Raw genomic sequence first — 12,917 nt, 5'->3', positions numbered from 1 at the left:
TCCCTTATGGTCCGGGCATCATGCACGTGGGTTCCGTGTGGTCCGTCAAGCAAAACCTGACAGGGGCGTCACGATTATTTCAGGCCGAAACGTTTCCAGAAAATCTTGTCCAGGAGGCGCTTGGGCAGGCGGGTCGGGATGGTCCAGTTGGTCAGCTTGTCCGGAACCGGCGCGTAGCGCGCTTTCGGCTTGTCGGCCGCAAGCGCGGTTTCGATGTAGCCGGCGATCTCTTCCGGGGCGAGGCCCGATCGTCCGCCCGACAGCATGACCTGTTCGAACTGTTTGAGAGACTCTCCCCAATCACTCGACGCATAGGGACCTTCGGTATTGTCCGCTTCGGCCTTGTCCCAGATCGGCGTCTTCACAGAGCCTGGTCCGATGGCAATGGCATCGATGCCATAGATGACGAGTTCCCGGCGCAGCGAATCCGTCATTGCTTCCACAGCATGCTTGGTGGCGGCATAGGCACCGAGGAAAGGAGAGGACAACCGTCCGCCGACGCTGGTGATGTTGACAATCCGCCCGGGCAGGCCGTTGCGGGCCGGGTCAGCCCCCAGCAGCGGCACGCAGGCCTGTGTCATGGCGAGCAGGCCAAACACGTTGACCTCGAAATGTGCCCGGAAATCCTCCATGGGCTGGATCGCCAGCGGGCCCATTTTCGCGATGCCTGCATTGTTGACGAGACCGGCAAGGCGTTCGCCGCCCAGCGCCTCAGACACCGTCTCAACGGCTGCGGCGACCTGATCAGGTTTCGTCACATCAAGGATGATCGGGCACAGCACACCGGAAGATTTGAGCTTTAACATCTCGCCATCGGCATGCTTGCGAACGCCTGCGAAGACGCGCCATCCCTTTGCCGCTAGATGACGCGCGGCCCCTGCCCCGATCCCGGTGGAGGCCCCTGTGATGATGACGGTCTTCATAAGCCAGCTCCCTGAACGCGGAGCCAGGCATCAGGCCCCGTCCTTGCCCCCATCTATCACACGGAACACCGGCCTCCCGGCAGGACGTGGTTTCGGGGCTTGTTCCTTGTACGCATCGGGCCCGGTATCGGACGTCTTGTCCTTCGGAACGGCCTTCAGCACAGGCTTGCCGCGTCGCACAGGTGCGGGGGGTGGTGGCGTCTCGGTCTCTATGGCCTCTTCTTCGATGTCATCGTCGATCTGGCGCACACGCGGCGGGGCTCGCTTCGCAAACCCGCCCTTGGTGGATTTCTTGCCGGGCCCCGCCTTGTTGCCAAAGCCTTTCCGGGCCTTGCCGCGGGCTTTCTTGTCGATCTCTTTCAGCTTTACCTGCTGCAGGGCGGAGAGCGCCTCGCCTTCATCGCCCTTCATCGGGTCTGCGAATGCCGAGCCATATTTCTCGATCCGCTCTTCGACTTCTTCCAGGAACTCACGCTCCCAGTCGGACAGGGGCGGCCCCTTGCCCTGTTCGGCAAGCTCGGCTGCCTTGCGCAATTTGCGCAGCGCGGCGCGCTTCTTCCGTTCGTCGACATCCCGGCCCATAGGTGCAGTTTAGGCCGAAGGGCCTGCCTCCCGCAAATCCCTCAGCGCACTATCGTCCTTGTCGAACTGGTCCAGCAGGAAAACGTGCGGCGGGGCATCAAAGCCGAGCGCCCGGACAAAAGCCGTTTCCGTATCCGCGCCGCCCCGCCGGCGGCGGACAACGTCTTCCCTCAGGTCCGGTCCGTGCAGGGCCAACAGGCGCTGCTCAACCTGCGTGAAGCGATAGAACTCATGTTCGTGGACTGGATGGGCACGGCCCCAGACCTCGACTGGTATCCCGCCCATCCGGAACCGGACGATGCGGGAGGGCTGACCTCCATAGATCTCATCTGTCAGATCATAGTCGCCGAACACACCGCACGCCGCTTCGACGTCAGTCCGGGTCGCCTCCAGCGACGGCGCGAAGCTGCAGCAGATGTCGATGTCGGAGAAGTCGTCATGCAGGCCGAGATAGGTCGACCCCACCCAGTGCGGATCGAACCGGGCCAGCCGGCGCATCAGGCCGGAGGCCTCGATTAGCCGGGAAATCTCGTCCCGCGTCACATCCGGCTCAGGCTTCACCCAGGGCGATGAGGTAGGTTTCGAGCATCATCTCGGCCTCTTCGCGGTCGGCCTTGTCGATCTTGCGCAGCTTGACCACCTGGCGCAGCGCCTTGGTGTCAAAGCCGAACGCCTTGGCCTCGGCATAGATCTCCTTGATCTGCTCGGCGACCTCTTTCTTTTCTTCTTCCAGGCGCTCGATCTTGGCGACGGTCTGGCGCAGTTTCTCGCGGCTGGCTTCGGTGAGGTTCTCGATCGGGGCGTCGTCCATGAGGAACTCCAGTTATTGGCCGGCAGGCGGCAGAATCGGAATTGGAAATGAAAGGAGCCGCGTCTTAGCGGCTCCCGGGCAAGCTGGCCAGACGCCGGATGGCATCGACCACGTCAGGCCCGTGTTTATGGTGAGGCATATGGCCTTCTTCTGGCAGGATGATGAGGTCAATATCGACCTGTTTCTTCAGGCGGGCCGTGTGTTTCGCTGGTGTGATCACCGTGTCCTTGCTGCCGGAGAAGACCGTGATGGGCATCGACAGTTCGCCATAGCGCTTCGACTGCGCGGCCAGTTCCCGGTCCAGCACACGCACGTCCCGGGCATTGGCGCGAAAGGCGGGCGGGCGGAAAAGAAGACCAATGCCGGACTTCTCGAAATAGCCTTCCGGCGCGGGCGACGGGTCGAACACGCCGCCAATGCCCGCGCCCACCTGCGACGGGCCGACCAGCGGCACGACCTGGCTGAACGCCGGGCCGATCAGGCGAGAAGCGGCAAAGCGGTTGTACCAGGCATGGCCGTCGCCGCCCCAGTCATGTGTCACCGGGGCGAGCAGGACGAGGCCTTTCACAAGCTCCGGCCGGTCGAGCGCGAGGCGCAGGGCCACCGCGCCTCCAAAGGAATGGCCGACCACGATGGCTGGCTCTTCCGCCGCGAGTTGTTCCAGCACACCTGCCATCTGCGCGGCCTGAACGCCGAGCGCCTCCGCACCCGGCGGGCGGCGGGAGTGGCCATGACCCGGCCGGTCAGCCATCAGCACACGGAAATCCTTCTCGAGTCGCGGTGCCAGCGTCCAGCTGAACTCCCGCGCATTGGCGCTTGCGCCATGGATCATCAGGACGGGCGGCCCAGCCTTGCCCGCTTCAAGCACATGGACGTCATAACCGCCGACTTCGATGCGGCGGCCGGAAGGCGGGTGGGCCTTCTGGATGCGGGACGTATAGGCCCCCGACGAGAGACCGAGCGCGGCGCCGAGGCCTGCCAGCGTGATGGCCGTTGCCGTCAGCAAGGCCTCAGAGCCCCTGCCCTTCGGCGATCTTGGCGAGGCGCTTTTCCGCCTGCAGCCCGTCACGCATATGGGGATAGATCACCAGCGCCTCGCGCCAGGCTTCCAGCGCCTGGTCATTGGCGCCCATTGTCTCAAACATGGACCCGAGCCCCGCCCAGGCCCCGAAATGGCGCGGCTCCAGTTTCAGCGTCTCGTTCAGGTCGCGCAGGGCTTCGGGGAAATTCTCTTCGGCCAGGAAGATCCCTGCCCGGCGGAACCATGCCTGCGGATTGTCCGGCTTGATGAGGATGGCGCGGTCATAAAATGTGCGGGCCGTTTCGGTGTCGCCAATCATCTGCGCTTCGACCCCGCGCTGCATGATCATGTCCACCGTCGGCGAGCCGGACTCCATCCAGGAGGCCCAGATGTCCTGCGCCGCATCATTGGCTTCGCTCTCGCTCGGCGCGTTCTTCAGTTTCTCGAACATCTCGTCCGTCGGCACAGCCAGCGCGGGCAGGCAGGCGGCCATGAAGGCAAGGGCAAGGAAGAGGGCTCTCAGCATGGGCGCGATACTACCCGTCCAATACGGCCGGGCAATGTCCTCTTTCTGTCAGACTGTCAGAGAAGGCCTTCTGCCTTCAGGGCCGTCTCCAGCCCCTCGGCCGAACGGAAAAGATGCGTACGGAAGCCGAGCGCGTCAGCGGCGGTGATGTTCTTTTCGCTATCGTCGATGAAAAACACCTCGCCCGGCGCCGGATTACCGAGCTTTTCCAGCGCATGCATGAAGATCGCCGGGTCCGGCTTCACGAGACCGATGTCGCCGGAAACGACCGTGTGCCGGAAGCGCTTCACCAGCGGGAAATGCTCCAGCATCAGCGGCCAGGTCTCCGACGGCATGTTGGAAAGGGCGTACAGCGGCACGCCGCGTTCCTCCAGCCGGTCGATCAGCGCAGGCGTGCCGTCGATATAGCCGTCGAACATTTCCATCCAGCGCCCGCCCCAGGCCCGGATTTCGGCTTCATAGTGTGGGTATTGCGCGATCAGCGGCGGCGCATTGTCGGCAAAGCTCACGCCCGCATCGTGGCGGGTGTGCCAGGCCATCGTACAGATTTCGGAGAGAAATCGCTCGCGCTCTTCTGCGTCAGGCAGGAGGCGAGAATATAAACGGGCCGGCTCCCAATCGAGCACGACCCGTCCAAGATCGAAAAGAGCAATTTGGGCGGTCATTTTCCCGCCTTATTGCCCATTCACGTTCCGCTCAGCCCTGCTTTGCTTTGAAGCGGGGATCGGTCTTGTTGATCACATAGACCTTGCCCTTGCGGCGCACGACCTTGCAATCGCGGTGACGCGACTTGAGCGATTTGAGAGACGAACGGACTTTCATGGGATGGCCCCGTGGGTCATAAGGAATTGGAAAGCGGTGCGAGTAATGAATCCAGTCATCAGAGTCAAGGACACGCGCTGTCATGCGCGGCTGTTTTCAGGAGCATATAACGTGGCACGCCATGCGATCGCGCGTTCGCACATCGCCGGTGCGGCAATTCTTGCCGGCCTGCTGGTTTCCTGCGCCCATAGTCCGCAGGCATCGCCTGGTACACCGTCTTCCCCGCCGCCTGCTCCCAGTCAGCCGGCGCCAGACACGGGGCCAATCCACTATAAATCCACCGGAAACAGCGACATGGACGCCTGGCGGGATGATTTTTCCGCCCGCGCCATCGCGGCAGGGCATGACCGCGCCCTGGTCAAATCCTTCCTTGAAAACATCCGGCCACTGGACCTGTATCTCGGCTCGACCTTCCAGGCCGCTGCAGTCGGCGTGGGCGATCAGGCGGAGTTTGCAAAGCCGATTTGGGATTATCTGAAAGTGCCGCTGGGCAACAGCCGGGTCTCCAATGGTGCCTCCCACCTCTCCAATGAGAGCCAGCTTTTCGCTGAAATCGAAGCGAAATACGGCGTCGATGCTGAATATATCGCCGCCATCTGGGGCATGGAGTCGAGCTTCGGCGCAGTCATCGGCAATTTCGACGGGCCGAACACGCTGGCCAACATGGCCGTGGAGGGCCGCCGCAAATCCTTTGCCGAACGCGAACTGCTGACGCTGATGAAAATCGTCGAACGCGGCGATGCCCACCGGGACGATCTGATCGCCGGCTGGGCTGGCGCGATGGGCCAGACCCAGTTCATGCCGTCAACGTACTACGCCTACGCGCAGGACTTTGACGGTGATGGCGAGAAAGACATCTGGAAGAATGAAGGCGATGCCCTGGCCTCTGCCGCCAATTACCTGAAAGCTTCCGGCTGGTCGCCGGGTCAGCCGTGGGGCATCGAGGTGATCGTGCCGACCGGCTTCGATTTCGCCCTGGCCGACGGGAATGAACGCCGGATGGAGACCTGGCGCAGCCACGGTCTCATCCCGATCCGTGGCGGCGACTTCCAGACCGGCGGGGCGGAGTATGCCGAATTGTGGCTGCCAGCTGGCGCCACTGGACCGAAATACCTGATCTTCAACAATTTCAAGGTGTTCAAGAAGTACAACAATGCCGACTCTTACGCTCTGGCGGTTGGCCTGTCGGGCGATGCCTTCACTGGCAAGAAAGTGCCTGTCGCCGTCTGGCCGACGGACATCGAGCCGCTGACCGTGGCGGAGATCAAGATCCTGCAGGCAAGCCTGAACTCGCGCGGCTATGATGCCGGCGTCGTGGACGGGATTCCCGGCCGCAGGACCCGTACTGCGCTGCAAGGGTTCCAGAAGTCGCAAGGCGTCGTGGCAGATGGCTATCCGACCAAGGACATGCTGGCCCTGCTGACCGGCGGATCTGCGGCTGTCGCCTCAACCAACTGAGCTAGAGATCCGTTTCCGGATCGAACTCGCCCACGCCGTCACGTAGGGCGTGATAGGCGTAGAGGCCCATAAAGACAAGCAGGCCGGAGGCGATCATGAAGGGAATGTTCGGTCCGACATACTGGTACACGAACAGGCCGAAGAAGGGTGTCACGATATAGCCCATACCGTTCGCTGAAATGACCAGGCCGGCGACATTACCCTGAAGCTGGGGTGACACGGCGAGCGACGCCCCGCTGGAAAAGCCCGGCCGGGCAAGCCCCTGCCCGAGGCCCAGCAGGAACTGCACCATGACCAGCGTAGCGAAATCCTGCGCCACGATCATCAGAAGCGCTCCGCAAAGCAGCGGGATACAACCCACCCACATAAGCGTCTTGTTGCGCAGCTTCAGGCGCGGGATCAGCACCAGCTGCGCCAGCAACACAGCCATCGCGCCGACGGTAAAGGCCGGGCCGGTATACTGGGCAGCCTGCGGCCCTGCGACGTCCAGCTTGTCCATCACGGCGAAGACGAAGACCTGCATCAGGATGCCGGTGGCGAGCGACAGACAGACTGCAAACACCAGGAAGGGCAGCACGTCCCGCGAATGCCAAAGGCCGCGGGCACTGGTTTCGACATCCAGATTCGTCGCGTCCGTGACCGGTTCTTTCTGTTCCGGCAGGCGAAACCAGATCATGCCCGCCATAACCGCAGCGATCACGGAGGTCAGAAGCAGCGGGCTGAGAATGCCCGCAAAGGCAACGAGGGCAGCAGCGAAGGCCGGGCCTACAACGGTTCCGACGCTGAAGCCGGAGGAAATGAACGCAATCTCGTCGCGCCGTTCGGCCTGGCTTGTCCGGTCAGCGACATAAGCCTGCGCCGCCGGGTTCGCCCCGGATCCGAAAATACCGAAAAACGACCGCGAAATGGCAAGGCAGGCGAAGATCAGGAGCGTGTTCGTGATGAGCCCCGTCTTGGCCGCCAGGCCCGACAGGAACAGGAACAGCATCGAGACCGAATAGCCCGCCAGCCCCAGCGCCGCGATGGGCCTGCGCCCATACCGGTTCGACCGCTTGCCCCAGAATGGCGAAAAGACCGACCAGAAAAAGGCCGACAGGCCAAAAACGGCGCCCGCCATCCAGTCCGGAAGGCCAACCTCGCGCGACAGAGGCGGCAGCACAGCCGCCATCAGCATCGTATTTCCCGCCCCGATGGCCATCAGGCAGAAAAACAACAGGAAAAACGCGCCACGGCGATCCGGGCGCGACAGGTCTGGCGGCTCCTTGCTCCCCTCGCTCATGCCCCTTCATCCGCCGCGTCTTGAGACTTGTCCAGACAGGAAAACTATCCCGCAGGGTTATCCTGCCCGGTCAGAACAGGTGCCCGAAGGCGCATCTGCCACCGGATTGGCGTGTCAATAAATGCCTTTGGATTGGACAGGAGGGAAACGGCGTCATAATCTTTCCATAGGGTTAATCTAGGCAGGCTGGGATGTTGTTTGGGAAATTCACGGGGAACGTTCTCATGTCGAACCAGTCCACCAAATCGGCCCGCCTCCTGTTCGGGGCCGCGCTGACCAGCCTGCTGCTCGTCTCGGCCTGCGACCGCCAGGGCGAACGCCTTGAACGGGCCCGCGAAATCGCTGACGCCTCACTCAAGCAGATCTCCGGCGAAACGGTTGTGGAACAGGCAAACAAGACCGATCCGATGCGGTCTGTCCCGGTCGAGGCACGCGCGATTGCCGGCAAGGTGATCAGCGACATCTCGGGCAAGCCGACCAACAAGCCGGCCTTTGCCGTTCTGTCCGTCATTGCCAAACCGGCCGACATCCCGCCCGCCGAGGCCATGGCGGAAATTGATGATGGTGAGCTGTTCCTCGAGGATGAAACCGCCCTCGCAGATGCCATGGAGGAAGCACCGGTCGCAGCAGCCCCTGCCCCCCGTGCCCCGGCCTCGCGCTCGCTGGAACTTTTCCAGCCCGAAATGGGTATCGCCCCGCGCGTGAAACTGGATCCGAAAGCGCGCGAGCAGTCGCTGCAACAGATCGAGGAGGCAACCCGGGCCCTGGAAACGACCGCGCAGACGCAACCCGCCCCCCTTAAAAAGACCCGCTCGCTGCAGCCGCGCTCGCTGGAGTCCGCCCCGGTCGAGGAACAGATGGCCGCCCGCAAGCTGGCCCGCCGGTCTCTGGTGACGCGCGATGCCATCGTCGCCCAGCGCGACGCCAATGCCGTGATGTTGGACACGCTGGCCAAGTACAAGATGAATGCCGAGGTCACCCTGTCCCGCGAAGGCCAGATGGTGATCCAGGTGGCCGGCGCCGGCCCTACCCTGTTCACGCCGGAGGATGCGAAAGACCCGTCGCTCAGCTTCCTGGCCATTGATGAAGGCAAAGGATGTCCGGACCCGAACGATCTGGATGCCATTGAGGCTGACCCCGTCCTTGCCACCAATTGCTTCGTCGACGATCTGCGTGCCTCCGGCCAGTTCGAATATGTCGAGAAGGACTTCATCTTCGAAAACCAGTTCGTTCGGCGGCCACCGGAAGGTTCCCCGTCCACGTCCAATGGCGTCACGCCGTCCACGGGCAGCACAACGCCGGTGAACGTGGAAGTGACCCCGAATGACCCGCTCTGGGATCTGCAATGGGACATGAAGCCCAGAGGTTCGGGCGAAGGCCAGTCGCTTGGCGGCGCCGGTTTCCAGGATTTCTGGACCCGTCAGGGCATTGAAGGCTCATCCGATGTCGTGGTCGCCGTCGTCGATACCGGCCTGCAGATGAACCATCCGGACATTGCCGCTTCAGCCAATATCGCGCCGGGCTGGGACATGGTCTCCGATCCGCGCATGGGCAATGACGGCGACGGACGCGATTCCGATCCGAACGATCCGGGGGATCTCTGCAATCCGGCCGTTCCCGGTGCCGCAGACTCCTTCCACGGAACACATGTCGCCGGAACCATTGGCGCAGCTGCCTCCAACAATGGCGCAGGCGTCGCGGGCGGCGCGTGGAACGTCAAGATCGTGCCGGTCCGCGCGCTAGGAAAATGCGGCGGGCGCCTGTCCGACATCAACGATGCCATCCGTTGGGCCGCAGGCCTGATCCCTGCCGAAGGCGAAGACGGCAGCGAAGTGTGGAACGACAATCCGGCGGACATCATCAACCTGTCCATCGGCCTGTTCGAATACTGCCCGGCCTCGCTGCAGGATGCGATCGACTCGGTGACAGAGCGCGGTGCAGTCGTCGTCTCCGCGGCCGGTAACGCCCGCATCGACACGGCCTATTATGCGCCCGGCGGATGTGACAATGTCATCTCCGTCGCGGCCGGCAATGCGCTGGGCGAGATCACCGCCTATTCGAACTTCGGCGACGGCGTCGACATCCTTGCCCCTGGCGGCGAGATGGCCCGCGACGACGACAATGACTCCCGCCCCGATGGCATTCTCTCGACCAAGGCCTCGACCGATTGCTACGATCCGGTCACCGGTGAAGCGGTGCAGGACTGCTACTATGCCTATGAGCAGGGCACCTCCATGGCGGCCCCGCATGTCTCGGCTGCGCTGGCCCTGCTGAAGGCCCGCGATCCGGAAGCCTCCTCAGACGAGCTGATCGAAACCCTGATGGCCGCCACAGATCCGCGCACGGACATGCAATGCGCCGGGCTTTGTTCCGACTATCCGGGAACGACGCCGATCCCGGGCTCCGAGAATATGTGCCGGCGCCCTTGCGGCGGACGCATCCTGAACCTCGCCAATGTTCCGGAACCCGTCGGCACGACAGGCGTTGGAGACTGAATGAGCGACGGCCAGCCCCCCCTGCACCTCGGCGGTCCGCTCGGGCTTGCAGGCCTCGCCATGCTGGCCGGGGCAACCGGCATCTTCGTCATGGCCGGATCGGGCGGAACGGGCCCTGCAGCCCAGCCGGCTGTGTCCCAAACGGTCGTGTCGCAGCCCGGCGCGCCTGAGTCGGTAAAGCCGGTTCCGGAACTCCACCCAGGCGATCCGCTGCCGATGGTCCGGCCCGCTGAAATCCCGGCCTCCGCCGAAACGCGGCAACCGGCCGGCACAAAGCTCGCGCAGGTCAGCCAGGACGGGTCAGAGATCGTCTATATCGTCCGCATCAAGGGCGAACCGGAGATCGATGTCATCTCCCGCAATTTCAAGCGCGACCGTGCCGCCGCCGACATTGCCTGGGCCAATCTTCAGGCACGCTATCCTGTCCTGCAGGATTTTCATCTGGTCGGCGCCAGCTATTCGGGAGAGATCCGGCTTGGCTACCGCCTGCCGCCCGGCCTTGAGCCGACCCGCGCAACCATTAACGAAATTCAGAACCGGATCATGCAGGTCGACAGCGTCGCCTATGCCGATCCGGACTATGTGGCTCAACCCGGAAAGGAATGACCGCCATGAGGAAGCAGATTGCCTTCGTGCTGGTGCCTGCCTGCGCCCTGCTGGGCCTTGCAGGCTGTGACAAGTTCATCCGGGGCATGGGCGACGACCCGGCCACGGAGATTTCCGAACCGGAAGAGGTCGCGCTGGCGGACGAGACGCCGGAAGACACACTCCCCGCGGAGACTGTGGACACACCCGTCTACACCCAGGCGATGAGCCAGGAAGCGACCATTGACTGGGCCGCTGCCCGCAACGACGTCGCCTCGAATTCCGGCACCAGCGGCAATTTCATGACCGCCTCGCAGGAAGGTGACCCGCCGCCTGTGCCGGTCATGCTGCCGACGGGCATCGTCCTGCCTCAGGGCGCCGAGTCGGATGTAAAATTCCAGCCGCTGAGCGATGGCTATTTCGCTTTCTATCCCGGTACGGATTATAACATTGTCGTCAATGGCACCAATGAGATCATCGGCGACCGCGCGCCCGGCACAACGGACACGCCGAAGCGCTTCATCCCCACGATGAGCGGTGCACAGGTAGCGTTCACCAAATATGGCGCAGATTACCTGATCGAATTTGAATGCACCCACGCGGACGGTGAACATGCCGACTGCATCAGCGAGGACGACGCCCTGTCCATCGCAGATTCGCTCGTTGCGGTGAGGTCGCGCTGATGGCCCGTATGCGTTCTCTCCTGCTCGGCGCAGCCACGCTGCTGACCGTTTCGGCCTGTGATTTCATCCGCTTTCCGGGCGATGGCGGCCCGCCGCCGGCCACGCCGGAAGCCGGCCCGGCAGTCCCGCCCGGCGCCCCCGGCCCGCCGCCACCGACCGCGCCTGTAACAGACCCCTACGGCAATGGTGACCAGCCCACCGACACGGGTACGCCGGTTACGGATCCAGACACGGGCACAGACACAGATCCCGGCATGACGGATACCCCGACAGACCCGGCCGACACGCCAGATACCGGCACGGGGGACACAGACCTTGGCACGGATGTGGATACACCCACGGATACCCCCGCCGATACGCCGGACGATACAACCGATACGGCCGACACAGACACCAGCCCGCCGGTGGATACGCCGGATGTGACCGACGATCCGCAACCGCCAGCGCCCGTCGAACCGGCCTTCTCCTTCTACGGGCCGGGCGCCCTGCTGCCCGGCACGGGCGAAGGCTCGGAGAATGAAACCATTTTCGCGCCGGACATGGTTTTCCCGATCAAGGATTCTCCAGCCTATCTCCAGTCCATGGTATTTACCTTCGGCGGCGGCATGGTCGGCGGCGATCAGTGCGACGAACGCAATTTCGAATATCCGTGGCGGGACAATTTCTGCGAAACCCGCACATCCAACCGCAACTCAGCCTACTGCCCGATGAACAAGATCCACCAGGGCCAGGACATCCGGGTCGGCACGCCGGAAAGCTGTCAGTCGGAACGCTCCACTTCGGCTGCCGACAGGGACGCCCATGAAGTCGTGGCCGTGGAGGATGGCGTCATCTCGAATGTCGGCTCCTATAGTGTAAACCTCCGCTCCGGCGGACGGATCTACAAATACCTGCACCTAAACATGAAGAAACTCGCCGTCTCCATCGGCGACACGGTCCAGGCTGGTGACACGATCGGTTATGTCTCGAACGATTTCGGCGGCACGCCGACCGTGCTGCATCTGCATTTCGAGATTACGCAGAACAATGGCAATGGCGGCTGGGACTATGTTCCGCCCTATACATCATTGGTGGCAGCCTATGAGCGGCGCGAGAATGGCCCCGGCGAGCTGATCGACGATGGTGACGTCGCGATTGCCTCCGTTCCGGCTTTCGTCATTCCCGAAGGCGTCGAGATCATCGAATAGGCGGTGTCAGGCGGGCCGGAAGGTCAGCGCGACGCCATTATTGCACCAGCGCTGGCCTGTCGGCGCTGGCCCGTCATTGAAGACGTGGCCCTGATGCCCAAGGCAGCGCGCGCAGTGATATTCCGTGCGCGTATAGAACAGCTTGTGGTCGTCCTTGGTACCCATCGCGCCCGGCAGCGGCTTCCAGAAGCTCGGCCAGCCCGTTCCGGAGTCGAATTTCGTTTCCGAGGAAAACAGCGGCAGGTCGCACCCGGCGCAGTGATAGGTTCCGGCGCGCTTTTCATTTTCCAGCGGTGAGGTGAAGGCCCGTTCGGTGTCTTCCTTGCGCAGCACGGCGAAAGCCTTCGGGTCCAGCCGTTCTTTCCACTCCGCTTCTGTCACTTTGCGCCATTCGCTGTCTGCATAAGGGTCGCTGTCGCTGGTTTCGGCTTCAGCCGCGGCGCTGCGCGACCCGCCCGAGCAGGCGGCGATCACTAGCGAAGCTGTGCCTGCAAACAGCAGGCGGCGGCGGGAAAGAGGAGCAGTCATCGGTTTCATGCCCCTTC

General features: G+C 63.1%; 15 protein-coding genes. 5 read left to right on the top strand and 10 right to left on the bottom strand.

The features are described 5' to 3' along the window. Positions 1-74: 74 nt before the first annotated feature. The 8 genes from HJA_RS15110 to ykgO all read right to left on the bottom strand — a co-directional run bounded on the left by HJA_RS15110 (position 75) and on the right by ykgO (position 4,685). A complete protein-coding gene (locus HJA_RS15110) occupies positions 75-923 on the bottom strand; it encodes an SDR family oxidoreductase (protein ID WP_035583765.1) in 849 nt (282 codons plus the stop codon). A 30-nt stretch (positions 924-953) separates the two neighbouring features. Further along, on the bottom strand, positions 954-1,505 hold the full coding sequence (locus HJA_RS18680; RefSeq protein WP_199285805.1) for a hypothetical protein: 552 nt from the start codon (positions 1,503-1,505) through the stop codon (positions 954-956). A 9-nt stretch (positions 1,506-1,514) separates the two neighbouring features. Next, entirely contained in the window at positions 1,515-2,048 is a 534-nt protein-coding gene (locus tag HJA_RS15100) for a DUF4269 domain-containing protein (RefSeq protein ID WP_155840037.1), read from the bottom strand. 7 nt (positions 2,049-2,055) lie between these two features. Further along, positions 2,056-2,316 (bottom strand): DUF2312 domain-containing protein, encoded by a 261-nt coding sequence (locus HJA_RS15095; protein ID WP_051597758.1) that lies wholly within the window; start codon positions 2,314-2,316, stop codon positions 2,056-2,058. A 64-nt stretch (positions 2,317-2,380) separates the two neighbouring features. Continuing rightward, positions 2,381-3,322: an alpha/beta fold hydrolase gene (locus tag HJA_RS15090; protein ID WP_035583764.1), complete on the bottom strand. Its 942-nt coding sequence runs from the start codon at positions 3,320-3,322 to the stop codon at positions 2,381-2,383. Positions 3,323-3,326: 4 nt separating this feature from the next. Beyond that, entirely contained in the window at positions 3,327-3,863 is a 537-nt protein-coding gene (locus tag HJA_RS15085; protein ID WP_035583763.1) for a tetratricopeptide repeat protein, read from the bottom strand. Between the two features lie 56 nt (positions 3,864-3,919). Continuing rightward, positions 3,920-4,528: an HAD family hydrolase gene (locus HJA_RS15080; protein WP_035583761.1), complete on the bottom strand. Its 609-nt coding sequence runs from the start codon at positions 4,526-4,528 to the stop codon at positions 3,920-3,922. A gap of 31 nt (positions 4,529-4,559) precedes the next feature. Beyond that, a complete protein-coding gene (gene ykgO / locus HJA_RS15075; protein WP_034762314.1) occupies positions 4,560-4,685 on the bottom strand; it encodes a type B 50S ribosomal protein L36 in 126 nt (41 codons plus the stop codon). Between the two features lie 111 nt (positions 4,686-4,796). On the opposite strand from ykgO, the gene HJA_RS15070 reads away from it, so the two are divergent. After that, on the top strand, positions 4,797-6,143 hold the full coding sequence (locus tag HJA_RS15070) for a lytic murein transglycosylase (RefSeq protein ID WP_241764381.1): 1,347 nt from the start codon (positions 4,797-4,799) through the stop codon (positions 6,141-6,143). 1 nt (position 6,144) lies between these two features. On the opposite strand, the gene HJA_RS15065 is transcribed toward HJA_RS15070, so the two are convergent. Next, on the bottom strand, positions 6,145-7,422 hold the full coding sequence (locus HJA_RS15065; protein ID WP_035583760.1) for an MFS transporter: 1,278 nt from the start codon (positions 7,420-7,422) through the stop codon (positions 6,145-6,147). A gap of 224 nt (positions 7,423-7,646) precedes the next feature. Between HJA_RS15065 and HJA_RS18195 the strand changes: the two genes are divergently transcribed. Genes HJA_RS18195 through HJA_RS18720 form a run of 4 tightly spaced genes read left to right on the top strand, consistent with a single transcriptional unit; the run spans position 7,647 to position 12,372 of the window. After that, on the top strand, positions 7,647-9,917 hold the full coding sequence (locus tag HJA_RS18195; RefSeq protein WP_081814749.1) for a S8 family peptidase: 2,271 nt from the start codon (positions 7,647-7,649) through the stop codon (positions 9,915-9,917). Continuing rightward, positions 9,918-10,523 carry a hypothetical protein gene (locus HJA_RS15055; protein WP_035583759.1) on the top strand — a complete coding sequence of 202 codons (606 nt, stop codon included), beginning with the start codon at positions 9,918-9,920 and terminating at the stop codon, positions 10,521-10,523. 5 nt (positions 10,524-10,528) lie between these two features. After that, positions 10,529-11,185, top strand: a complete 657-nt coding sequence (locus HJA_RS15050) for a hypothetical protein (RefSeq protein ID WP_155840035.1) — start codon at positions 10,529-10,531, stop codon at positions 11,183-11,185. Continuing rightward, entirely contained in the window at positions 11,185-12,372 is a 1,188-nt protein-coding gene (locus tag HJA_RS18720) for a M23 family metallopeptidase (protein WP_051597756.1), read from the top strand. Before HJA_RS15050 ends, HJA_RS18720 begins: the two co-directional genes overlap by 1 nt. 6 nt (positions 12,373-12,378) lie before the next feature. Here the strand turns inward: HJA_RS18720 and msrB are convergent, their stop codons facing one another. After that, entirely contained in the window at positions 12,379-12,909 is a 531-nt protein-coding gene (msrB, locus tag HJA_RS15040; RefSeq protein WP_035583757.1) for a peptide-methionine (R)-S-oxide reductase MsrB, read from the bottom strand. Positions 12,910-12,917: the final 8 nt, after the last annotated feature.

Source organism: Hyphomonas jannaschiana VP2, assembly GCF_000685215.1.
Lineage (GTDB): Bacteria > Pseudomonadota > Alphaproteobacteria > Caulobacterales > Hyphomonadaceae > Hyphomonas > Hyphomonas jannaschiana.
This window is presented reverse-complemented; position numbering and strand designations above follow the sequence as displayed.